Raw genomic sequence first — 22706 nt, forward strand, 5'->3', positions numbered from 1 at the left:
CCGCTGGCCCACACCGTCGAACTCAACGCCGCCACCGAGGACACCGACACCGGCCCCCTGTTGCACGCCACCTGGACCTGGGCGCCCTCAACACTGGACCACCCCCAGATCAACCGCCTCGCGCAACTGTGGTTCGACGCCCTGACCGGCATCTGCGCCCACGTGCGCGCCGGCGGCGGCGGGCTCACGCCGTCGGACATCGCCCCGGCCCGGCTGACCCAACACCAGCTCGACGAACTGGAGGGGCAATATGCGATCGCCGACGTGCTGCCATTAACCCCCTTACAGGAAGGGCTGCTCTTCCACGCCAGCATCATGAAGGCGAGCGATGACGTGTATGCGGTGCAGCTCGCTTTCACCGTGACCGGCCCGCTCGAGTACTACCGGTTGCGCGACGCGGTGCACGCGGTGGTCACCCGTCATCCGCATCTGGCGGCCCGCTTCTGCGGACAGTTCGACCGGCCCGTGCAGATCATCCCGGCCGATCCCGCCCCGGGGTGGCGGTACGCCGACCTCGCCGACCACGACGGCGATCTCGAAGAGCGGATCCAACGGGTGTGCGCCAAGGAACGCGCCGCGGTGCGCGAGCTGGCCGACGAGCCGGCGTTCCGGGTGGCGTTGATCCGTACCGGCGAGAACCGGCACCGGTTTGTGCTGACCAATCACCACATCGTCGTGGATGGCTGGTCGCTGCCGATCCTGCTCGGCGAGATATTCGCCGCCTATCACGGGCAGCGGCTGCCCGCGCCCGCGCCCTATCGCAGCTTCGTCACCTGGCTGGCCGATCGAGACCTCGAAGCCGCCGAGGCGGCCTGGCGCGAGATCCTCGACGGCTTCGACACCCCCACCCTGGTCGGCCCGCCGCATCGCTCGGGGCTGGGAAGCCGAGGCGTGGAATCGATTCGGGTCGACGCCCAAACCTCCCGCGCCGTCAGCGAACTCGCGCGCTCGCGCCGCGCCACCGTCAACACCGTGCTGCAGGCCGCATGGGCGCAGCTGCTGATGTGGCTGACCGGCCAGCATGATGTGGCCTTCGGCACCACGGTCTCGGGCAGGCCGGCCGAGGTGATCGGTTCGGATTCGATGGTGGGCCTGTTGATCAACACCGTGCCCGTGCGGGCGCGCATCACGCCGGCCAGCACAACCGCCGACCTGCTCGACCAATTGCAAACCACCTACAACGACACACTGGACCACCAGCACTTGGCACTCAGCGAGATCCACCGCATCACCCGCCACGATCAGCTGTTCGACACCTTGTTCGTGCTGGAGAACTACCCCGTCGACACCACCGCCCTCGCCGGCGACCACGAGCTGGCCATCACCGAATTCACCGGCCGCGAATCCAACCACTATCCGCTGACCGTGCAAGCCACCCCGGGACCGGAGCTTGGCCTTCGTCTCGAGTACGACACCGACGTGTTCGACGCCGACAGCATCCAGGCCCTGATCGACCGGTTCCAGCGGGTGCTGGCGGCGATGACCGCCGACCCCACACAGCGGCTGTCGACGGTGGATCTGCTCGACGAGGATGAGCGCGCACGTCTGGATCAGTTTGGTAACCGCGCGGTGCTGACCCGGCCGGCAGCCCCCGCCACGTCGATTCCCGCGTCGTTCGCTGAACAGTTGGCCCGCACCCCCGAAGCGGTGGCTGTCACCTGCGACGGCAACTCGATGACCTACCGCGAACTCGACGAGGCCGCCAACCGGTTGGCGCACGTGCTGGTCGACCACGGCGTCGGACCGGGACAGCGTGTGGCGCTGCTGCTTTCACGTTCCGCCGAGGCAGTCGTCGCGATCCTGGCGGTGCTCAAGACCGGCGCGGCCTACCTACCGATCGACCCGGCGCTGCCGGCGGCGCGAATCGAATTCATGATCGCCGATGCCACACCGATGGCCGCGATCACCACCGCCGCGCTGGCCGGCCGACTGAACGGGACCGACCTACCGATCATCGATGTCGACGATCCCCGTCTCGACACCCAGCCCGCCACCGCACCGAGGGGACCGGATCCCGACGACATCGCCTATCTCATGTACACCTCGGGCACCACCGGCGTACCCAAAGGCGTGGCCATCACCCACCACAACCTGACCCAGCTGCTGAAGTCCCTGGACACCTGGCTGGAGCCGGAACAGGTGTGGTCGCAATGGCATTCGCTGGCCTTCGACGTCTCCGCGTGGGAGATGTGGGGTGCGATGTTCCGCGGTGGGCGGCTGGTGGTGGTCCCCGAGTCGGTGGGCCGCTCGCCGGAAGACCTGCACGCCTTGCTGGTGGCCGAAAACGTCAGCATGCTCATTCAGACGCCGTCGGCGGCCGGAATGTTGTCGTCGGAGGGGCTGGATTCGGTGACGTTGGTGGCGGCCAGCGAGGTCTGCCCGGGAGAGCTGGTGGATCGGTGGGCTCCGGGACGGTTGATGGTCCACGCCTACGGCCCGACGGAGACCACGGTGTACACGTCCATGAGCGCGCCGCTGAAATCCGGGTCGGGGTCGCCGCCAATGGGCTCGCCGGTGGCGGGTGCGGCCTTTTTCGTTCTGGACGGGTGGTTGCGTCCGGTGCCGGCCGGGGTGGTCGGCGAGTTATATATCGCCGGCGCCGGTGTGGGAGTGGGGTATTGGTGCCGACCCGGGCTGACCGCATCGCGGTTCGTGGCAAGCCCGTTCGGGGGGCAAGGGGCCCGCATGTATCGCACCGGCGATCTGGTGCGATGGCGCGCCGACGGGCAGCTGCAGTTTGTGGGGCGCGCCGACGAACAGGTCAAGATCCGCGGCTACCGCATCGAACTCGGCGAAATCCGCACCGCCCTAACATCTCTCGACGGCGTCGACCAAGCCGTCGTCATCGCCCGCGAGGACAGCCCCGGCGACAAACGCCTCATCGGCTACATCACCGGCACCGCCAACCCCCGCGACCTACGCATTCAGCTGACCGAGCGGCTACCGGCCTACATGGTGCCGGCCGCGGTGATGACCATCGAGTCGCTACCGCTCACCCCCAACGGCAAACTCGACACCCGCGCCCTCCCTGCGCCTGAGTACTCGGCGGCCCAGTACCGGGCCCCGGCCAGCCCGACTGAGGAGATCCTGGCCGGCATTTACACTCACGTGCTCGGGGTCGAGCGGGTCGGAACTGACGACTCGTTCTTCGACCTCGGCGGGAATTCCCTGTCGGCGATGCGCCTGATCGCCGCGATCAACTCCCGCCTGGACACCGACCTTTCGGTCCGCACCGTGTTCGACGCGCCGTCCGTCCGGAAACTCGGCGAGCAGTTGGGCAGACGTGCCGGCTCGGCCAACGGTCCCAGCTTCGCGTCCGTGCACGGCCGCAACTCCACCGAGGTGCACGCCGCCGACCTCACGCTGGACAAGTTCATAGACGCGACGACGCTGACCAAGGCACCGACTCTGCCGGGGCCCAGCGCCGAGGTGAGAACCGTTCTGCTCACCGGGGGCACCGGCTTCCTCGGCCGCTACCTGGTGCTGGAATGGCTGGAGCGGATGAAGCTGGTCGACGGCACGCTGATCTGCCTGGTGCGAGGAGGGTGCGACGAGGACGCGCTGGCCCGTTTGAGCAAGACTTTCGACAGCGGCGACTCGGGGCTGTTGCGCCACTTCCGGGAACTGGCCGCCGATCATTTGGTGGTCATCGCCGGTGACAAGGGGGAAGCGAACCTGGGGCTCGACCCACAGACCTGGCAGCGGCTGGCCGATACCGTCGACCTGATCGTCGACTCCGCTGCCCTGGTCAATGCCGTCTTCCCCTACAGCGAGCTATTCGGGCCCAATGTGGTGGGCACCGCCGAGCTGATCCGGATCGCGCTCACCACGAAACTCAAGTCCTACAACTTCGTGTCGACTGCCGACGTGCGAACCCAGATCGATTCGGCCGCCTTCACCGAGGACGCCGACATCCGGGTCATCAGCCCCACCCGCACAGTCGGCGACAACTACGGCGACGGCTACGCCAACAGCAAGTGGGCCGGTGAGGTACTGCTGCGTGAAGCCAATGACCTGTGCGGGCTGCCGGTGGCGGTGTTCCGTTGCGACGTGATCTTGGCCGACCCGACGTACGCAGGCCAGCTGAACCTGTCGGACACGGTCACCCGGATGGTGCTGAGCTTGGTGGCCGCCGGCATCGCGCCCGGCTCGTTCTTCCGGCTCGACGGCAGGGGCAACCGGCAACGCGCCCACTTTGACGGGCTGCCCGTCGACTTCATCGCCGAGGCCATCGCCACACTGGGTGCACGGGCGGTCGAGGGGTTTGAGACCTATCACGTGATGAACCCGCACGACGACGGCATCGGGCCCGACGAATATGTCGACTGGCTGATCGACGCCGGTTACCCGATCCAGCGCATCGGAGACTTTGGGGAGTGGTTGCAGCGGTTCGAGACCGCCCTCGGTGCCCTGCCGAATTGGCAGCGCCAGCACTCGTTGCTGCAGATGCTGTTGTTGCGCAATTCCGCGCCAGTCGATCCCCCCGAGCCGACCCGTGGGTCGTTCGCGCCGGCCGACCGATTCCGGGCGGCGGTGCAAGAAGCAAGAATCGGTCGAGACAAGGACAGCCCGGACATCCCACACATCTCGCCGCCGATCATCATCAAATACGTCACCGATTTGCAATTGCTCGGACTGCTCTAGCCCGTCGAGGAGGAACAAATGCGGCGAATTGCCCTTTCGATTTACTGGGCCTTCTTGACGGTCGTGCGCTCCTTCAGCCTGATCCGACAGAAAGACGCCGCGGGCTACTACACGGTCCTCGGCGATGACGTCATCGACTTCATGAATGACAGGTATGCCGACCAATCCAAGCCGCTGTGGCTCAACAACGGTTACTGGAAAGCCGCTCGTACTTATCCCGATGCGTGCATCGCGATGGTCGAGCTTCTGGGGACGCGGGCCGGACTGCAGCCCAGCGACGAAATACTCGACGTGGGTGTGGGTTTCGCGGAGCAGGATTTTGCTCTTCTCGATCGGTTCAAGGTGTCTCATATCACCGGTATCGACATCACGCCCGTTCACGTCGAGAAGGGTCGGGAACGCGTCGCCGAGCGCGGACTGGAGAAACAGATCGACATTCGGCTCGGTTCCGCGACCGCAATGGATTTTCCCACCGCATCGTTTGAGCGAGTCTTGGCCCTGGAATGCGCTTTTCACTTCGACACGCGTGACGACTTCATGCGCGAAGCGTTTCGCGTCCTCAAACCGGGAGGAACGATCGCGCTCGCCGACATGCTCCCGACCCCGGGCAGGAAACCGGCTCGAGCAACTACCTTCGGCCGAAGGTACGGCCACATTCCCGAGGCCAATAACTATGACCGCGATGAGTATTCACGTCGGCTGTCGGCCGCGGGGTTCGACGACGTGCTCGTGGAATCGATCCGGCAAGACGTGTTCCCCGGGATGGCCAAATACGCTCGGCAACGCCTCGAGGGCAAGAAGATGGATGAAGTGGTCGTCGAGATTTCGGATGACGATCGCGCCCAGTGCCGCGGTGTAGAGGTGTGGGAACGAGGGACTGGCTTGACGGATTATGTGATCGCGTCGGCGCGCAAGCCGATGGATATCGACGTTCGGGCGCAAGGCTGAGCCGGGATCGCGCGGGGGCGCAGCCGGAATCATCGGTCATTGCCGCCCGGTGCCGGCGTTGTGAGCTGGGTCGAAGTCCTCGGCTTGTAGTTCGATCGGTGCACCATGCGGTGTGCGGTTCGCCGCGTGTTGCCACGCAGCACGCCAGCGTGCCGTCTCGGCCGAGCCGATACCTTTGCGCGCCAACAGGTCTTCGAGCGCATCAAGCCAGTGCTGGTAGTAGGTGTCGCCCACGTCGGGGTCGGCATGTGCTGGTGACGCTGTGATACGACTGGCCAGCGCGTCGGCCCACTCGGACCAGGTATACAGCCCGCGCTCGTGCAATGAAACCGCCATTGCGAAAGCCCTTGCCTCCCAAGGCTCTGCGAACACCGGCTCGTCTGCGCCGACGACCCGACGAAAGCGTGCGGGCCGATTCATGCCGCTTCCAAGTACGGTTCCCATGCGTCGATCGACACGGTCAAGCCCCGCTCGGCGTCCGGCCAGAGGTCGGTGCCGCGGAACACCACCGTATACAGCCACTGCGGCTGTTCCCCGTGACCACTGGCGTTCGCATCGGCGAAGACGTGCATCCCGTGCAACCGTTCGATCACCGCCGGCTTGCCCTGCCCATATTCCGGCAGGCGGGTGTGATGCGGGGTGGGCCCGGAAATCGTGCGCACGCGCTGGCCGACAGCGAACCGAGGCGCCTTGGTTGCGGACCGCTCGGTGGGCGCGCCGTGGGCCTGCAGCGTCGGCACGTCGCGCGCGCGCACGATGCGGGGCACCGGGATCGGCGGGCGGAGCGACCGCCCGGCGGCCAGTTCGTCGGCGGAGACCAACCCGCGCTCCTCGAGCTGCTTGAGCAAAGCGCCGAACCAGATTTCGTAGTAGCTGCGTTGGTCGTAGTCCGGCAGGGTTTCGCGTGCGGAACGTGTCATGTCGAGATTCCAGACTCCGGAGGCGCCCATCGACAGCTGAAGCGCGAAGACACGCGGCTCCCAGGCCGCGTGCCAAGGCTCGAACCCGGACTCGAGTTTGATGGAACCGTGTCCCAGCTGACCGCCCAGGTCAGCGTGCGTGACGTAATCGTCGCTACTCATGCGTCGAGGGCCTCGGGCGCAGGGGTACACCGGTGCCGATCATCGAATCGCGTGTCACCAACGTGGCAAGCTCCTCTTCGCCGAGGTCTTCGCTTCCTTCCGGCCGGATGGGCACCACGAGATAACGGACCTCAGCCGTCGAATCCCAGACACGGATGTCCGTGTCCGGCGACAGGGTCACGCCGAATTCGGTTAGCACACCACGCGGGTCACGCACCGCACGCGACCGATACTGCGCGCTCTTGTACCAGGCGGGCGGCAGACCCAACACCGCCCACGGATAGCAGCTGCACAGTGTGCAGACCACCAGATTGTGTCGCTGGGGCGTGTTCTCCACTGCGATCATGTGCTCGCTCTGCCGGCCGGTGTAGCCCAGCCAAGCGATCGCGGCAGTGGCGTCGCTCAGCAGCCAGTCGCGGTACTTCGCATCAACCCACGCGCGAGCGACCACACGCGCACCGTTGCGGGGACCGATTCGTGTCTCATAGGTGTCGATGAGCTCGTCCAGTGCCGCCGGATCGACGTAGCCCTTCTCGACGAGCACGCTTTCCAGCGCCCGCACCCGCAGATCCATCTCGCCGATCTCGCTGCGGTGACTCGCGTCGATGCCGCGAACACGGTCGTCGGGCCCACTCATGCTTCGAGGTTACGGCGACGACGTGGGCCGATACAACGACGCTCCTCACCGCATAGCGGAAAGCCGCAGAGCCCCAGGCGAATTGTTGCGCGGCCTTCACCGGCCCATGCAGCACGACCCCGCAGTAGATCGGCGGCGGTCACGGCGCTCGCGCATGGTCGGCGAAGGCTTGCTGGTTCAGTCGAGCGAAGTCGTCGAATGAGGACCATCCGCCGCGCCAGGCAACGGGTTCTGCGATGAAAAACGGGGTGCAGCAGCGTTATGCGGCGTGTGTTCGTGGACCTGCCACGTTCTCTCGCTGCTGGGGCGATGCGCCAGGCCGGCGTCGAGCCAATCGACTTGCCGGCCGAGACCAACGCCGTACCCTTGTTCGGCCAAGACGGAGGAGCCGTCGAATCGCCTCGTTGTCACCGATTTGGCCGCGGTAGCTTTGGCGTACTCCCACTGCTCGCGATCACGGATGTACAGCGGTGATACGGCCTTCAACCCCGCGAGCTCGAAACCACCGTTGCGAAGCGTGAACCGGACTTCGCCACTTACGCGGTGCGCGCTCACCTCGAGGAAAGACTGCAAGGCCTCCCGGAGACCGCGGAACCATCGCCCCTCTACAGCCTCCAGTATCAAAGCCTCACCGAGAGTGCGCATCCAATGGAGGGTTTCCACCTCGACGGTCGCTGACGCGAGCTGTGCGAAACCTTCGAGGATGAGCGTCGCGGCGGGAGCTTCGCGGACCTCAAGCACCTTCTCGCCGTTTTCGAGATGCTCCAGGCTGCTGAAGCGTCCGATACCGTAACGACCGATTGTGGTATTCAGGCCGCGTATCAGGTCGACGAAGTCAGCGACAGGTTCAGTGTCCACCGATACGACATGCCCTCTATCGAAGCGCAGCTGTATGACACGGCTTGCCGTTTCAGATTGGACAGACCACTGATAGAGGTTCTGATCGATTTCAAATTGTTCGGGATCGTCTAGGCTCCCGCTTTCGAACTCTCTGCACCACAAGTTGGTGTCGGTGCTGGTCATCCGATTCGCGAAACCAGAGATGCCAAACTCCTCCTGAAGTTCGAAACGCTTGAATTCGCGGCTCAGGGCATCGAACTCATAAGGCGATCCGAAGTAGCCTTCAAAACCAAGGTCGGAAATAGCGCCGTTGAGCCTCCTCAAGCTGTTTTGCGACTGGTTGGCCGTATGCAGCAGACACTTCGCACCGACCGATCGCGCGAACTCCACACCGACGCGGGCAATCAATGGTCGTGACAGCGATGCACTAATGGGATGCTGACCGAGATATCTGCCGCCCGCGAGAATCGCCGCACACACGAACTCCTCGGCGAATTCTTTTCTGTAGTCGAGTCTGGTGATATCTACGTCAAACTTGTCTGCGATGCAGGAAAATTGTTCAAGCTCGAAGTCATCACCGACATCGACAGACAATGCAATGAGTCGCAGATCGAGTTTCGACAGCTGCGCCAAAAGATACGCACTGTCCAATCCGCCACCGCACAACGTCACGATGGTGTCATTACGGTGACACAATTGCTCTATATCCGAGAAGGAGCGGACCTTTCTGGAGTTCATGTGGTCAGATCCCATGATTCAAACCCAATCGGGCCGGTCGGAGGGCGCCATGGTCGTAAACCTCCGTTGCTCACGAAGTGCTCATCGTCCGGCCGAAGCGTCCAAGAAACGTGCGAGAGGTCGCGCCGACGGCGCTGGAAGGCTCGGGTCCTTCCATTTGGTCAGGCTAACACTCTTCGCGGTCCTGGACACCTTGGTTTTGTCGATTGGGAGGTTCCCGACAGCACGTCCTCACCTCTCCGTGTGCGGTGCGCGCCGCCGGCCGGGATGCAGGGTGCCGGGTCGGTCGATCCGAGTGCGCGTCCCGGGCCGGTCAAGCCGTCCGTCTCAACCTCGGGATCCGCAGGCCACGGCCACCCTCCGCGGCAACTGCTGTCGGGAAGGCGCGCGGCTTTCCACGGTGCCCGTGGTCGCTCACACACTCGGAAATGAGGGCTCAACGGAGGTCTGCGTCTCGTGGTGTTTGGGTTGCCCGTTACAGAACCTGCCGCACCGTATTGGCCGCGCAGGTGTTCACTGAAGCGACCCACGCAGCAAACATGTTGTTAATCATCGACCTCCATGCCCGGCGGAGGGCGTGGGCGCCGCGGCCCCCACCTCGGCCCACGCCACCGTCAGCGGGTCGACCGCCATCGGACTTTGCTCGGGGCAGCTGCTCAGTGCCATGTCGTCATAACTTGCAACGATGCGGGGCGCTCAAATCGCCGGCGAGCTGGGATCTCCGGCAATCCTTTTTCCCAACGCCAATCGCATTTTCACGACGATTGATCGAGTCCCTAAGTAAACCGAGTATGTAATCGGCCTCATTAGAGTAGTGCCACCTGATTTGCGGTGATTTCACCCGCGTCACTACGTAGCCGATACTCGCCAAAATTCCCACCTCGGACCGATGCCCCCACTTGCCGTCAGCATTCCGCGCGGCCGGGATCGATGAGTTGACAAGCGCTCGACGAAGGCACCCGGGGCCCAACCTAAGTCAGACACCGTTTGGCTTCTGAATTTGTGCGGTTCTGGGTGAATTTGTGCACTGTTTTATGCCGGAGCACGGGTGCCGTCATCCATGATGTCCGCATGGACAGGATGGCCCACGACATCGCGAGCATGCCCCGGGGCGGGCCGGACGCCTCGTGGCTGGACCGGCGGCTGCGCACCGACCGGCTGGAATACCTGGACCGCGACGACGTCGACGATCTCAAGCACAAGGTGATCCAGGCACTCGACCGCACCGGACGGCGACGGTTTCTGGGTAATTACACGCTGTGCGCCCGCGCGGCGCTTGATGAGGTGACCGAGATCGCCTCGCCGAAGATCCTCGAACTCGGGGCCGGCCTTGGCGGCTTGTCGCGCAAACTATTGGAGTATCACCCCACCGCTCAGGTGACGGTCACCGACATCGATCCCGAGTATGTGGCCGCCGTCTCCGCCAGCGACCTCGGCAGCCACCCGCGCGCCACGGTGCGCGAAATGGACGCCACCGCGATCGACGCCCCCGACGGGTATTACGACCTCGCGGTGTTTGCACTGTCTTTGCATCACCTGGCGCCCGAACAGGCCGCTCAGGTGCTCGCCGAAGGGACCCGAGCGGCGAAGAAGCTGTTGGTCATCGACCTCCGCAGGTGGCGGGCGCCGCTCCAATTGGTGCTGTTGACGTTCACGCTCCCGTTGACTGGGCTGAACGCGCCGTTACACGATGCGGTCATCAGCTCGTTACGCGCCTATAGCCCGTCGGCGCTGCGTGCACTCGCCCACTACGCCGACCCGGCGATTTCCGTCGAATTCCGTACCCGACCGCAGGGTGCGACGGCGATGGTTGCCGGTCGCGCGGCAAAGGAGTAATTCCGCCTAAAAGCGTGAGTGACGTCCACTGCCCGGCTTCGGCAACGCGTGAAACTCCTGGCTCAGGCTTCCAGTTCCTTCTTCAGGTTCGCCAGCACCTCGCCCTGAATCCTCTTCAGCCCCAAGGGCGCAAAGGTCTTTTCGAAGAAGCCCTTGGCGCCGCCCGCGCCGGTCCAGGTGGTCTTCAATGTGACGCTGGAGCCGGGCCCGGCGGGCGCCACCGTCCAGTTGATCACCATGGTCGAGTTCGCATCCTTCTCGATGACGGTGTGCCCGGCCACGTCGACGTCGACCTGGACATCGCGAACGCGTGATTTGGTGGCTTGCAGCTTCCATTTGGCGACGGTGCCCGCCCCCTGGCCACCCTGCAGCACCTGGTAGTCGCTGTACTGCGGGGAGAGAATTTTGGGACGCACCGTCTGGTAATCCGCGACGGCGGCAAGGGTCGCCGCCGGTTCGGCGTTGATCAAGATGGTGTTGTCTGCGCTCACCTGTCCCACGGCGACCCCTCCTCGTGATGATTTTCCCGGTGCACCGCTCGCGACGGGTGCACGGGCTGTTGTCGAAGACTAGGGTATATGTGGTGCCTGTCCCTGGATCCGCACTCTCGGCCCACAAGTCGGGCGTTGACCGGATGCTGGCAAGTTATCGATCCATCCCCGCAACGTCCGCAGTCCGGCTGGCCAAGCCGACATCAAACCTGTTCCGCGCCCGCACCAAACGTGATGCCCCTGGTTTGGACACGTCCGGGCTGACCGGCGTGCTGGGTGTGGATCCCGAAGCCCGCACCGCGGACGTGGCCGGCATGTGCACCTACGCGGACCTGGTGGCCGCGACCCTACCGTACGGTCTCTCGCCGCTGGTCGTCCCGCAGCTGAAGACCATCACCCTCGGCGGCGCGGTCAGCGGCCTGGGTATCGAGTCGGCGTCGTTCCGCAATGGACTGCCGCATGAATCGGTGCTGGAGATGGATATCCTCACCGGCGCTGGCGATTTGCTCACCACATCCCGCACCCAGCATCCGGACCTGTTCCGCACCTTCCCGAATTCCTATGGAACACTTGGATATTCGACCCGGCTACGGATCGAGTTGGAATCGGTGGCACCGTTTGTGGCGCTGCGCCACGTCCGCTTCCGCTCCCTGCCCGCTCTGATCGCGGCGGCCGAACGCATCATCGACACCGGCGGACAGGGCGGAACACCGGTCGACTACCTCGACGGGGTGGTGTTCAGCGCCGACGAAAGCTACCTGTGCGTGGGCCGGCGCACCACCACCCCCGGCCCGGTCAGCGACTACACCGGACGCAACATCTATTACCAATCCATCCGGCACGACGCCCCCGGTGTGGAAGCCACCAAGGACGACCGGCTGACCACGCACGACTACTTCTGGCGCTGGGACACCGATTGGTTCTGGTGCTCACGCGCGTTCGGCCTGCAGAATCCGCGGCTGCGACGCTGGTGGCCCCGCCGCTACCGGCGCAGCAGTGTCTACTCGAAGTTGATCGCCGTGGACCGGCGCTTCGGGGTGTCCGACCGCATCGAAGCACGCAGCGGTCGACCCGCACGCGAACGGGTGGTGCAGGACGTGGAGCTGCCCGTCGAACGGACCTGCGAGTTCCTGGAGTGGTTCCTGGACAACGTGCCCATCACGCCAATCTGGTTGTGCCCGTTGCGTTTACGCGACCACCACGACTGGCCGCTGTACCCGATGCGGCCGGATCACACCTACGTCAACGTCGGCTTCTGGTCGTCGGTGCCGGCGGATGCTACCGATGGAGCCACCAACCGGATGATCGAAGCCAAGGTGGGCGAACTCGACGGGCACAAGTCGCTGTATTCCGACTCCTACTACTCCCGCGAGGACTTCGAGGAGCTGTACGGCGGTGAGGCCTACAACACCGTCAAGAAAACCTACGACCCCGATTCTCGTTTACTCGATCTCTACGCAAAGGCGGTACAACGGCGATGACATCGATGAGGGAGACCAAAGAACCCCACCGCTCGTCGACGGGGAAACTCAGCATGGCCGAGATCTTGGAGGTCTTCGCCGCGACCGGACGACATCCGCTGAAGTTCACCGCCTACGACGGCAGCACCGCGGGCAGCGAAGACGCCGAGCTGGGTCTGGATCTTCGGAGCCCCCGCGGCGCCACATACCTGGCCACGGCGCCCGGCGAACTCGGTCTGGCCCGCGCCTACGTGTCGGGCGACCTGCAGGCCTACGGCGTGCACCCCGGCGATCCGTACCAATTGCTCAAGACGCTGAACGACCGGATGGAATTCAAGCGGCCGCCGGCACGGGTGCTGGCCAACGTCGTCCGTTCGATGGGCATCGAGAAGTTGGTGCCGGTCGCGCCGCCGCCGCAGGAGACGCGTCCCCGGTGGCGGCGCGTCGCCGACGGGCTGATGCACACCAAGACCCGTGACGCCGAGGCGATCCACCACCACTACGACGTCTCCAACGCCTTCTACGAAATGGTGCTGGGGCCGTCGATGACCTACACGTGCGCGGTGTATCCCGATGCCCACGCGACGCTGGAAGAGGCGCAGCAGAACAAGTACCGGCTGATCTTCGAGAAGCTGCGGCTGCAGCCGGGCGACCGGCTGCTCGACGTCGGCTGCGGCTGGGGCGGCATGGTGCGTTACGCCGCGCACCGCGGCGTCCGGGCGATCGGCGCCACCCTGTCGGCCGAGCAGGCGAAGTGGGCGCAGACGGCGATCGCCGACGAGGGGCTGGCAGGCCTGGCAGAAGTGCGCCACACCGACTACCGCGATGTGGGCGAGGCCGCGTTCGACGCCGTGTCCTCGATCGGGCTCACCGAGCACATCGGCGTCAAGAATTACCCCGCCTATTTCGGGTTCTTGAGGTCGAAGCTGCGCACCGGCGGCCTGCTGCTCAACCACTGCATCACCCGTCCCGACAACACCTCCACATCGTTCGCCGGCGGGTTCACCGATCGCTACGTCTTCCCCGACGGGGAGCTGACCGGCTCGGGCCGCATCACCAGCGAGATCCAGGACTGCGGATTCGAGGTGCTGCACGCGGAGAACTTTCGCCATCACTACGCGATGACGCTGCGCGACTGGTGCCACAATCTGGTCGAGCACTGGGACGCCGCGGTCGCCGAGGTCGGCTTGCCGACCGCGAAGGTGTGGGGTCTGTACATGGCGGCATCGCGAGTTGCCTTCGAGCAGAACAACCTTCAGCTACACCACGTACTGGCGGCCAAAACCGACGCCCGGGGCGACGCCAACCTGCCGCTGCGGCCGTGGTGGACGGCCTGACGCGAGCGGTTTAGCCGTTTTCGATGCGGCGAGCACCCAGCTCGTTCTGAAGCAGTTCGAGCGCAACCTCTTCCGGATCGCGGCGCGGCGCCGACGGCTCGTCGCGGACCGCTTCGGCAAGCAGGTGTTCCTCTTCGGCCCGCCGGGCGGAATCCGGTTCGGGGGCAGGCTCTTCCGGCTTAGGGGTCAGCGGGCCGGCCGCGGCGGGTGCCGGCGCGCCGGCCTCACACCGCACGCGCCAGTTGACTCCCAGCGCGTCTTTGAGCGCTTCGGCGATGACGTCGGCGTTGCGCTGTTCGCAGAGCCGCTTGGCCAGCGGCGCCGACTCATGGCTCAGCACCAACGTGTTGTCCTCGATTGCCCGGACGGTCGCGCCGGCCAGCATCACCTCGGTGGTGCGGCTGCGCTGACGCACTTTGTCCCGCACCGTCGACCACATGCTTCGCACCGCGGCGGCGTTGAGTTCACCAGGAGCAGAGGGTGATTCGGATGCGGGCGCGACGGCGGGTTCGGGAGCCGGCGCCGGTGCTTCCGCCGGAGCCGGCTCGGGCTTCGGTTCGGGCTTCGGTTCGGGCTTCGGTTCGGGCTTGGCGGCAGGTGCCGCGGACGGGCGGGTGAACCGGGCCGGCCGGTCGACGGGCTCGGCCGGTGGGGGCGCGCCGCGAGGAGCACTCGCGGTGGTTTCGGAGCTGGGAATGGACATGTCCAGCCGGGTCTCGATCCGCTCGACGCGTTGCAGCAGCGCGGATTCGGTGTCGCTGGCCGAGGGCAGCAGCAGTCGCGCACACACGACCTCGAGCAGCAGGCGCGGCGCCGTCGCACCCCGCATCTCCCCGAGCCCCGCCTGCACCACCTCGGCGTACCGGGTCAGGGTCGCCGTCCCGATCCGGGTCGATTGGTCGCGCATCCGCTCCAGCACGTCCTCCGGGGCGTCCACCACGCCGCGGCTGGCCGCGTCCGGGACGGCTTGCAGCAGGATCAGGTCGCGAAACCGATCGAGCAGATCGGTGGCGAAACGCCGTGGGTCGTGGCCCGCATCGATCACCGACTCCACCGCACCGAACAGCGCCGCGGCATCCGCGGCGGCCAGCGCGTCCACGGCGTCGTCGATCAACGCCAGGTCGGTGGCCCCCAGCAGGCCCAGTGCCCGCTGGTAGGTCACGTGGGCGCCTGCCGGTCCAGTTTCAGAGCCGGCCACCAGTTGGTCCAGCACCGACAGAGTGTCACGGGGCGAACCGCCGCCCGCGCGGATCACCAGCGGGTAGACCGCGTCGTCGACGACGACACCCTCTTGCTCACAGATCCGGCCGATCAACGCCCGCATGGTCTTCGGCGGCAACAGCCGAAACGGGTAGTGATGCGTGCGCGACCGAATCGTCGGCAGCACTTTCTCCGGTTCGGTGGTGGCGAAGATGAAGATGAGGTGCTCGGGGGGTTCCTCCACGATTTTGAGGAGTGCATTGAACCCCGCGGTGGTCACCATGTGCGCCTCGTCGACGATGAACACCCGGTAGCGCGACTGCGCCGGCGCGTAGAAGGCGCGGTCGCGCAGCTCGCGGGTGTCGTCGACACCGCCGTGGCTGGCGGCGTCGAGCTCGACCACGTCGATGCTGCCGGGCGCGTTGGGCGCCAGCGCCACGCACGAGTCGCAGACTCCGCAGGGAGTGGCCGTCGGTCCCTGAGCGCAGTTCAGCGACCGGGCCAGGATGCGCGCCGAGGAGGTCTTTCCGCAGCCGCGCGGACCCGAGAACAGGTAGGCGTGGTTGATCCGGCCCGCTTCCAGCGCGATCGACAGCGGCTCGGTGACGTGCTCCTGCCCCACCACTTCGGCGAAGGTTGCCGGACGGTACTTGCGGTAGAGGGCCACGGTCAGCAGGCTACCGGCGTGCGCTGACGAGAGCGCGGCTGGCGTCCGCCCTCAGTGCCCGGCCGAAGCCGTCAGTTCACGGTCGACGGACTCACACTCGATCGCGCGCCAGCAGCGACTCCGAAGCCGCCAGCAGCGCGCAGGTGGCCAGGCCGTCGACCGCGTCGCGCAGATCCGGCAGCGACGGGAAGGTGGGGGCGATCCGGATGTTCGTGTCGCTCGGATCTTTCCGGTACGGGAACGACGCACCCGCCTCGGTTACCGCGATGCCGGCGTCCTTGGCCAGCGCGACGGTCCGCTTGGCCGTGCCGGACAAAACGTCGAGGCTGATGAAGTAGCCGCCCTTGGGGTCGGTCCACGAGGCGATCTTGGAATCGCTGAGCCGCTGATCCAGGATCTCGGCCGCCAGTGCGAACTTCGGCGCCAGGATCTGCTGGTGCCGCCGCATGTGCAGGCGCACGCCGTCGGCGTCACGGAAGAAGCGCAGGTGCCGCAGCTGGTTGATCTTGTCCGGTCCGATCGACTTCTTCCCGGCGTATTGCAGATACCAGGCGATGTTGCCCAGCGATCCACCCAGGAAGCTCACGCCGGCGCCGGCGAAGGTGATCTTGGAGGTCGACGCGAACACATAGGGCCGATTGGGGTTGCCGGCCGCGGCCGCCAGGCCGAGCACGTCGACCTGCCGGACGAAGTCGTGCGTCAGGGTGTGCACCGCGTACGCGTTGTCCCAGAACAGTCGGAAATCGGGGGCCGCGGTCCGCATCTGGACGAGCCGCAGCACCGTGTCCCACGAGTAGGTGACCCCGGTGGGGTTGCCGAACACCGGCACGGTCCACATGCCCTTGATGGCGGGGTCCGCGGCGACCAGTTCCTCGATCAGGCCGATGTCCGGGCCGTCGGACAGCATCGGGACGGGGATCATCTCGATGCCCATCGTCTCGGTGATGGCGAAGTGCCGGTCGTAGCCGGGGACGGGGCATAAGAATTTAATGCCGTCCTGCTCCTGCATCCAAGGCCGATGCGAATCCACGCCGCCGTACAGCATCGAGAAGGCGACGAGGTCGTGCATCAGTTCCAGGCTGGAGTTGTTTCCCGCGATCAGGTTCTGCACCGGGATGCCGAGCAGCTCTCCGAAGATGGCTCGCAGCTCCGGCAGGCCGTGCAGGCCGCCGTAGTTGCGGGTGTCGGTGCCCTCGCTGTCGCGGTAGTCGTCGCCGGGCAGGCTCAGCAGCGGGTTGGACAGGTCGAGCTGGGCGGGGGCCGGCTTGCCGCGGGTCAGGTCCAGGGCCAGCTTCTTGGCCTGCAGGCCCGCGTAATCCTGCTGGTGGCGGGTGTGTGCGGCGGCAAGCTCGGCGGGGCTGAGGGACTCCAGCGACACCATGGACCCTTTCGCTATCGAAAGCGTGAGAGGTGGCGATCGCAAGCGCGGCGAAGCCGGGCGCAGCGGGTCGCCACTCATGGACCTAGTGGCGATCGCAAGCGCGGCGAAGCCGGGCGCAGCGGGTCGGCACCCGTTTAACCTAGGGGACCCCGCGCACCCGACAGAGCCCATTGACCCTTGCTGCCTTCCGGCCCTGGGGGAGTTCACAGGATAGACGCCGCGCGGGGTCCACCGAGAGTCTAATACCTGAGCCGGAGCAACTGGCGGCGGCCGCCCGACCCTCGGTTACCATGGCCACGGAGGATTCGCCTAGTGGCCTATGGCGCTCGCCTGGAACGCGGGTTGGGTTAACAGCCCTCGCGGGTTCAAATCCCGCATCCTCCGCCATCGGTCCGCCACGCGGACTCGCACAAAGCGGTTTGGAATCGAGTTGGTCGCACCTAGGCTGGCTCGAAGGCTGGCTAGAGCCAACCCAGCATGAGGAGGCTTATGGGGCGCAAGGTCGCCATCCCGTGGCACGCGTCATTTTCGATCGCTGCCGGCGTCCTCTACTTCTTTTTCGTGTTGCCCCGCTGGCCTGAGCTGATGGGTGACACCACGCATTCGTTGGGGACGGCGCTGCGCATCGTGGCAGGTGTGCTCCTTGCGCTCGCGGCGCTGCCCGTGGTGTTCACCCTGTTGCGGACCCGCAAGCCGGAACTGGGCACCCCTCACATGGCGCTGTCCCTCCGGGTCGCCTCGGTTGTGGCCCATGTGCTGGCCGGCGCGCTGATCATCGGGACAGCGATCAGCGAGATCTGGCTGAAACTGGACGCCGCCGGACGATGGTTGTTCGGGATTTACGGCGCCGCCGCGGCGATCGCGTTGCTCGGCTTCTTTGCCTTCTATCTCTCCTTTGTCGCCGAGTTGCCACCACCGCCGCCCAAACCGATCAAGGCGAAAAAGCCCAAGGAAACCAAGAAGAGGGGGATTCGCCGCAGGAAGGGCGAGGAGGCCGACGCGGAATTCGCCGCCGACGAAGACGACGAAGACGAAACCGACGAGCCTGACGAGACGGGCGAAGCCGTCGAAGCAGACGCCGCAGAAACCGAGAAGTCCGAAACCACGGAAGTCACGGAAGCCACCCAGACAGCCGACGAATCCGCCGAGACCCAGGCAGCACCGGCAGCCGACACCGCCGAGGCGTCCGAGTCGTCCGAAGAGAGCGAGCCGCGGGCCAAGTTGCAAAACCGGCGCCCGACGGGCAAGGGATCGCATCGGATGCGGCGCAGGCGCACTCGGGCCGGCGTGGCCTTAGACGAATCCACCGAATCCGCCGACGAGGACTAGCGAGCGCAATCAGCGGCGTACCACCGCGAGGACCACGGGAATGGCCGTGTTCTCGTCGGTGTGATAACTCGCGCAGACTCGGTGGTAGCCGTCGGCGATCTGCAACGGAACACCGGTCATGAAGTCGCCGCGCACCAGCAGGATGGGCGACAGCGGTAGGCCCTTCTCGATCTTGGTCAGGTCGGCGGCAACGTGGGGATTGTCCACCGGCAACAGCCCCAACTGCGCCGCCCGCAGAATGTCTTTGGCCATTTTGTGCGTGACCGTTCCGGCCTTCAGCTTCTTGATCACCTTCTTCACCGTCTGCGCATCCGCAAGCATGGTGAGGTAGTTCGCCGCCGCCGGAAAGTCATGGGCCTCTGGCTTTTCCAACCACTTCACGCTGAGCATCGCGGGCCTCCTGACCGTCTTGGTGTGCCGCAGACCAGCATATTTCGGATGCTTCATAGATAACTGCAATCGTCGATGAAACGGTTCCCGCCAACGGACAAACGCACGACGGCCGACTACGGTTCGTCGATGTCGGCCCCGCTGGCGAGGTCGCTGCAGTCCACGTTCTCGACATCGTCGCGGGTGCGCAGGTAGGCGCCGGCACCCGCGTCCCCCGATACCGCGGCCAGTACGCGGGGCCAGTGCCGGCGTGCGATCACGACGGGGTGGCCGGGCCGTTCATCGAACCAGGCTCGACCTAGTCCTTCGCGGGAGGCCAACGCGCGCTGCAGGACTCGGGCAACAACCGCCGCCCCGACGTCGGGGGTGTCGATGAGGTGCAGCACGACGTAGTCGGCGTCCATGCGCTCCGCCTGAGCCAGCCCGGTGCGCAACGAGGCGCTCAGCCCTTCATCCCAGTCCGCCGCGGTAACCGTAACCACACCGGGTGGAGCCGGGATCTCCGCGGCGCCGAGCACGAGCACGACGGCACCGCACCCGCCGTCGCGCAGTGCTCGCACAGCGATCCGGAGCCACTCGTCCACCAGCACCTTGGGCTTTCCATAGCGTCGCCCGGCGCCGGCGGCCAGCAGCACTCCAACGATACGGGGGCTCATGGAGTCATGTTGTCCTGAATGCGCCCCAGCGGCGCGCTGATGTCCGCGATGATCGACACGGCTGTTGCCTCCAAAGCATCCGGGCGCCGAGATCCAGGCCGATTGCGCCTCGGTCAACCCCGCTGCGCGCAACCGCCACAACGGGTCGTCGACCGTGGGCAAGCCTAACGCCCGCGGGATCACACGTGCATATGTAGCGGCGAGCCGGCCAATGCCAGCACCGCTTCGCCCAGCGCCTCGTTCTGGGTGGGATGGGCGTGCACAAACGGTGCGATGTCCGTAGGCAGCGCTTCCCAGCCAACCATCAGCTGAGCCTCCCCGATCAGCTCGCCGACGCGATCGCCCACCATGTGAACACCGACCACCGGGCCGTCACCGTCGGCTCGTCCGCGGCGAATTACCTTGACTCCGCCCGCAGTTCGTAGGATCTGGCTCTTCGCGTTGCCACCGAGGTCGTAGACGATCGTTGTGATCTCGCCATACTGCTCGCGCGCCGACGACTCGGTGAGCCCCACCGAAGCGACCTGCGGGTGGGCGTAGGTTACCCGCGGAATCAGCTGGTCCGCCAGCAGTACCGGGTCCCGGCCGGCAATCTGTTCGGCAACGTAAACGCCATGCGCGAAGCCACGGTGGGCCAGTTGTGCCCCGGCCACGAGGTCGCCGACTGCGTAGACGTCGCCGTGGTTGGTCGTGAGTCGGCGATCGACCGCCACAAACCCGCGATCCGTGGCGATTCCGGCCTCGGCGAAGCCGGCCGATCTGGGTTCGCGGCCGACGGCCACCAGCAACACGTCAGCCTCCATCGCCTCACCGTCGGCCAATTCCACGGCAACCCCGGCGCCGTTCTGTCTGGCCGCGGAGACGGTCGCGCCGGTCTTGACCGTGATACCCCGGCGACGCAGCGCCCGTTCGAGCGTCGTCGAACTCCAGTCGTCTTCGCCGGGCAACAGCCTGGGCATCGCTTCCAGCACCGTCACCTCGGCGCCGTACGACGCCCACATGCTCGCGAACTCGACGCCAATCACACCGCCGCCGAGCACGATCGCAGTACGCGGGATCTCGGGCAGCTGCAGGGCGTGATCGCTGGACATGATCCGGTCACCGATCGGGATGTTCGCGATTGCTCGAGAGGCGGAACCGGTCGCCAGGACCACCGCCCGGCCCGTGTAGGGATTTCCGTCCACGACGACGGTACGGTTTCCGACATAGCGGCCGACACCCTGGATGACCGCTATACCGCGGCCGGCGATCAACCCGTTTAGTCCGGTGTGTAGCCGGTCCACCACCGACTGCTTGTAGGCGTGCACGGCCGCCATGTCGATGGCGGTCAGGGTTGCGCGCACGCCGAAACCCTCGGCCGCGCGCGTCATGTCGGCGACCTCGGCCGCATGCAACAGCGCTTTGGTGGGAATGCAGCCGCGATGCAGACACGTGCCGCCGACCTTGTCCGTCTCGATCAGGGTCGCGGAGAGGCCCAGTTGACCTGCCCGCAGCGCGCAGGCGTAGCCGGCCGAGCCGCCGCCGAGAATCAGCACGTCGCTGTGCTGGGCCGGCCGGGAATCGCCCATCACAACCGCGCCAACGCCGCGATCGGGTTCTCGATGAAATCGGCGAACAGTCGCAAGAATCCGCCGGCGGTAGCGCCGTCACACACCCGGTGATCGAAGCTCAGCGAAACTTGCGTCATTTTGCGCACGGTCAATTCGCCGTCGACCACCCAGGGCCGGTCGACGATTCGGCCGATCCCCAGGATCGCGGCTTCGGGGTAATTGATGATCGGTGTGGACCCGTCGACACCGAAGACGCCGTAGTTGTTCAGCGTGAACGTTCCCCCGGTGAGCCGGGCGGGCGGGAGATTGTCCTTGCGGGCCAATGTCGTTGTCGCGGTCAACACATCGGATAACGCAAGGAGGTCGAGCGTGTCGGCGTTCTTGATTACCGGGACCACCAGCCCGCGCGGCGTTTGGGCCGCGATTCCCAGGTTGACGTGTTGGTAGCGGACGAATTCCGATCGTGCGGTGTCGACCGACGAATTGAGGTCGGGGAACTGCCGGAGTGCGGCGACGGCGAACCGGGCCAGCAGCGCCAGCAGGCTGACCTTGCGGCCCGCGACCTCCTGGACGGATCGTCGGGCGTCGAGCAGTCCGGTGGCGTCGACATCGACCCAGGTGGTCGCATCGGGAATCTCGCGGCGGCTGGTTACCAGCTTCTCCCCAATCGCCTTGCGCGTTCCGGTGATTGGGGTGCGTACTTCGTCTCGCATGCTGGTTGCGGTCTGGGTCAGGGCGTGTTCGACATCTGCGCGAGTGATCACGCCGCCCGGTCCGGCGGCCGCCAGGAGGGCGAGGTCAACACCGTTGTCGCGGGCCAGTTTTCGCACCACCGGCGAGATCACCTTGGTCGTGGCGGCTACCGGAGCGATCGGCTGCTGTACCGGCGTTCGACGGCGACGACGAGGATCTGGCTCACGAGTGCCGTACCCGATCAGCACATTTCCCGAGCCCGGCCCCTCCTCTGTGCGTTCACCGGCGCTGGCGACAGTGATCAACGGAGCGCCCACGGCCAGGGTTGAACCCACTTCGGCGTGCAGTTCAATCACCTTGCCCGCGAATGGGACCGGAACCTCGACTGCCGCTTTGGCGGTTTCGACCTCGACGACCACCTGGTCGACGGTCACGGTGTCGCCGACCTGCACTCGCCAGTCCGCGATGACGGCCTCCGCGAGGCCCTCACCGAGGTCGGGCAGCACGAATGTCTGGTCGGTCATTAGGGCACCATTTTTGTTGCGGGCTTCGTTTGCGGTTCGCGGATAGGACTCGGCGGGAACCGAAGTGGCTCATCCCGATCGGGTGAGCCGTCTGCGTCAGGCGTGGCAGGTGACGTCTCCCGCAACGGGCTGACACCGGCTGCCGACGCCCGCGGGTGATCGAACACCCGGCTCGCCGCGGCCCTGGGGCCGTTGCGGGGCCGATGCCGACGCCACCGCGCGGTGCCCAGGGCGTGCCCGACGGTGACGAGCGCGGGTATGAGTAGCGGGAACAAGATCAGCAAGAGCATCGATGACAGGGTT

The 22706-nt window shown here is 65.9% G+C and carries 17 protein-coding genes, 1 tRNA gene and 1 other RNA gene; 7 read left to right on the forward strand and 12 right to left on the reverse strand.

Annotated elements, in window-relative coordinates; genetic code table 11:
- Together Q0W90_RS03205 and Q0W90_RS03210 are read left to right on the forward strand one after the other, a co-directional pair.
- Nucleotides 1–4644: non-ribosomal peptide synthetase (locus Q0W90_RS03205; protein ID WP_297773129.1), on the forward strand; the 4644-nt coding region annotated here is incomplete at its 5' end.
- 18 nt (nt 4645–4662) lie between these two features.
- Nucleotides 4663–5592, forward strand: a complete 930-nt coding sequence (locus Q0W90_RS03210) for a class I SAM-dependent methyltransferase (RefSeq protein ID WP_297593679.1) — start codon at nt 4663–4665, stop codon at nt 5590–5592.
- 36 nt (nt 5593–5628) lie between these two features.
- Here Q0W90_RS03210 and Q0W90_RS03215 read toward each other — a convergent pair whose 3' ends face one another.
- The 4 genes from Q0W90_RS03215 to Q0W90_RS03230 all read right to left on the reverse strand — a co-directional run bounded on the left by Q0W90_RS03215 (nt 5629) and on the right by Q0W90_RS03230 (nt 8889).
- The gene (locus Q0W90_RS03215; protein ID WP_363319579.1) at nt 5629–6036 is read right to left on the reverse strand and encodes a nitrile hydratase accessory protein; all 408 of its coding nucleotides are present in this window, start codon (nt 6034–6036) and stop codon (nt 5629–5631) included.
- On the reverse strand, nt 6009–6674 hold the full coding sequence (gene nthB / locus Q0W90_RS03220; RefSeq protein WP_297773131.1) for a nitrile hydratase subunit beta: 666 nt from the start codon (nt 6672–6674) through the stop codon (nt 6009–6011). The genes Q0W90_RS03215 and nthB overlap by 28 nt, the downstream gene beginning before the upstream one ends.
- Nucleotides 6667–7311, reverse strand: coding sequence for a nitrile hydratase subunit alpha (gene nthA, locus Q0W90_RS03225; protein ID WP_297593673.1), 645 nt, complete (start codon nt 7309–7311; stop codon nt 6667–6669). Before nthA ends, nthB begins: the two co-directional genes overlap by 8 nt.
- 177 nt (nt 7312–7488) lie before the next feature.
- Nucleotides 7489–8889, reverse strand: a complete 1401-nt coding sequence (locus tag Q0W90_RS03230; RefSeq protein ID WP_297593671.1) for an argininosuccinate synthase-related protein — start codon at nt 8887–8889, stop codon at nt 7489–7491.
- Between the two features lie 1071 nt (nt 8890–9960).
- On the opposite strand from Q0W90_RS03230, the gene Q0W90_RS03235 reads away from it, so the two are divergent.
- The gene (locus Q0W90_RS03235; protein WP_297773133.1) at nt 9961–10725 is read left to right on the forward strand and encodes a class I SAM-dependent methyltransferase; all 765 of its coding nucleotides are present in this window, start codon (nt 9961–9963) and stop codon (nt 10723–10725) included.
- A gap of 62 nt (nt 10726–10787) precedes the next feature.
- On the opposite strand, the gene Q0W90_RS03240 is transcribed toward Q0W90_RS03235, so the two are convergent.
- Nucleotides 10788–11225 carry an SRPBCC family protein gene (locus Q0W90_RS03240; protein ID WP_297697678.1) on the reverse strand — a complete coding sequence of 146 codons (438 nt, stop codon included), beginning with the start codon at nt 11223–11225 and terminating at the stop codon, nt 10788–10790.
- Nucleotides 11226–11305: 80 nt separating this feature from the next.
- On the opposite strand from Q0W90_RS03240, the gene Q0W90_RS03245 reads away from it, so the two are divergent.
- Nucleotides 11306–12697 carry an FAD-binding oxidoreductase gene (locus tag Q0W90_RS03245; RefSeq protein ID WP_297697675.1) on the forward strand — a complete coding sequence of 464 codons (1392 nt, stop codon included), beginning with the start codon at nt 11306–11308 and terminating at the stop codon, nt 12695–12697.
- 5 nt (nt 12698–12702) lie between these two features.
- The gene (locus Q0W90_RS03250; RefSeq protein WP_297593689.1) at nt 12703–14013 is read left to right on the forward strand and encodes a class I SAM-dependent methyltransferase; all 1311 of its coding nucleotides are present in this window, start codon (nt 12703–12705) and stop codon (nt 14011–14013) included.
- A 10-nt stretch (nt 14014–14023) separates the two neighbouring features.
- Here Q0W90_RS03250 and Q0W90_RS03255 read toward each other — a convergent pair whose 3' ends face one another.
- The 3 genes from Q0W90_RS03255 to ffs form a co-directional block, all read right to left on the reverse strand.
- A complete protein-coding gene (locus tag Q0W90_RS03255; protein ID WP_297773136.1) occupies nt 14024–15880 on the reverse strand; it encodes a DNA polymerase III subunits gamma/tau in 1857 nt (618 codons plus the stop codon).
- A gap of 91 nt (nt 15881–15971) precedes the next feature.
- On the reverse strand, nt 15972–17258 hold the full coding sequence (locus tag Q0W90_RS03260; RefSeq protein WP_297593687.1) for an aminotransferase class I/II-fold pyridoxal phosphate-dependent enzyme: 1287 nt from the start codon (nt 17256–17258) through the stop codon (nt 15972–15974).
- Between the two features lie 141 nt (nt 17259–17399).
- Nucleotides 17400–17494: signal recognition particle sRNA small type (ffs, locus tag Q0W90_RS03265), an RNA gene on the reverse strand.
- Nucleotides 17495–17559: 65 nt separating this feature from the next.
- Between ffs and Q0W90_RS03270 the strand changes: the two genes are divergently transcribed.
- Nucleotides 17560–17648, forward strand: a tRNA-Ser gene (locus Q0W90_RS03270).
- Between the two features lie 102 nt (nt 17649–17750).
- A complete protein-coding gene (locus Q0W90_RS03275; protein WP_297593661.1) occupies nt 17751–18590 on the forward strand; it encodes a hypothetical protein in 840 nt (279 codons plus the stop codon).
- Between the two features lie 9 nt (nt 18591–18599).
- On the opposite strand, the gene Q0W90_RS03280 is transcribed toward Q0W90_RS03275, so the two are convergent.
- From Q0W90_RS03280 to Q0W90_RS03295, 4 genes are all read right to left on the reverse strand, one after another.
- Entirely contained in the window at nt 18600–18980 is a 381-nt protein-coding gene (locus Q0W90_RS03280) for a hypothetical protein (RefSeq protein WP_297593659.1), read from the reverse strand.
- A gap of 116 nt (nt 18981–19096) precedes the next feature.
- On the reverse strand, nt 19097–19636 hold the full coding sequence (locus Q0W90_RS03285) for a nucleotidyltransferase family protein (protein ID WP_297697671.1): 540 nt from the start codon (nt 19634–19636) through the stop codon (nt 19097–19099).
- A gap of 179 nt (nt 19637–19815) precedes the next feature.
- Nucleotides 19816–21204: a dihydrolipoyl dehydrogenase gene (lpdA, locus tag Q0W90_RS03290; RefSeq protein ID WP_297773139.1), complete on the reverse strand. Its 1389-nt coding sequence runs from the start codon at nt 21202–21204 to the stop codon at nt 19816–19818.
- Nucleotides 21204–22403, reverse strand: a complete 1200-nt coding sequence (locus Q0W90_RS03295; protein ID WP_297773141.1) for a dihydrolipoamide acetyltransferase family protein — start codon at nt 22401–22403, stop codon at nt 21204–21206. The genes lpdA and Q0W90_RS03295 overlap by 1 nt, the downstream gene beginning before the upstream one ends.
- Between the last annotated feature and the right edge of the window lie 303 nt (nt 22404–22706).

The sequence above is a fragment of the Mycobacterium sp. genome (assembly GCF_025933915.1).
Lineage (GTDB): Bacteria > Actinomycetota > Actinomycetes > Mycobacteriales > Mycobacteriaceae > Mycobacterium.

What these genes read in the sequence shown, in the direction of transcription:
- Q0W90_RS03210 (WP_297593679.1), top strand. Translation starts at nt 4,663, where the DNA reads ATGCGGCGAATTGCCCTTTCGATTTACTGGGCCTTCTTGACGGTCGTG.
- nthA (WP_297593673.1), bottom strand. Translation starts at nt 7,311, where the DNA reads ATGAGTGGGCCCGACGACCGTGTTCGCGGCATCGACGCGAGTCACCGC.
- Q0W90_RS03280 (WP_297593659.1), bottom strand. Translation starts at nt 18,980, where the DNA reads ATGCTCAGCGTGAAGTGGTTGGAAAAGCCAGAGGCCCATGACTTTCCG.
- Q0W90_RS03275 (WP_297593661.1), top strand. Translation starts at nt 17,751, where the DNA reads ATGGGGCGCAAGGTCGCCATCCCGTGGCACGCGTCATTTTCGATCGCT.
- Q0W90_RS03215 (WP_363319579.1), bottom strand. Translation starts at nt 6,036, where the DNA reads ATGGGAACCGTACTTGGAAGCGGCATGAATCGGCCCGCACGCTTTCGT.
- Q0W90_RS03250 (WP_297593689.1), top strand. Translation starts at nt 12,703, where the DNA reads ATGAGGGAGACCAAAGAACCCCACCGCTCGTCGACGGGGAAACTCAGC.
- Q0W90_RS03285 (WP_297697671.1), bottom strand. Translation starts at nt 19,636, where the DNA reads ATGAGCCCCCGTATCGTTGGAGTGCTGCTGGCCGCCGGCGCCGGGCGA.
- Q0W90_RS03295 (WP_297773141.1), bottom strand. Translation starts at nt 22,403, where the DNA reads ATGACCGACCAGACATTCGTGCTGCCCGACCTCGGTGAGGGCCTCGCG.
- Q0W90_RS03235 (WP_297773133.1), top strand. Translation starts at nt 9,961, where the DNA reads ATGGACAGGATGGCCCACGACATCGCGAGCATGCCCCGGGGCGGGCCG.
- Q0W90_RS03230 (WP_297593671.1), bottom strand. Translation starts at nt 8,889, where the DNA reads ATGAACTCCAGAAAGGTCCGCTCCTTCTCGGATATAGAGCAATTGTGT.
- nthB (WP_297773131.1), bottom strand. Translation starts at nt 6,674, where the DNA reads ATGAGTAGCGACGATTACGTCACGCACGCTGACCTGGGCGGTCAGCTG.
- lpdA (WP_297773139.1), bottom strand. Translation starts at nt 21,204, where the DNA reads ATGGGCGATTCCCGGCCGGCCCAGCACAGCGACGTGCTGATTCTCGGC.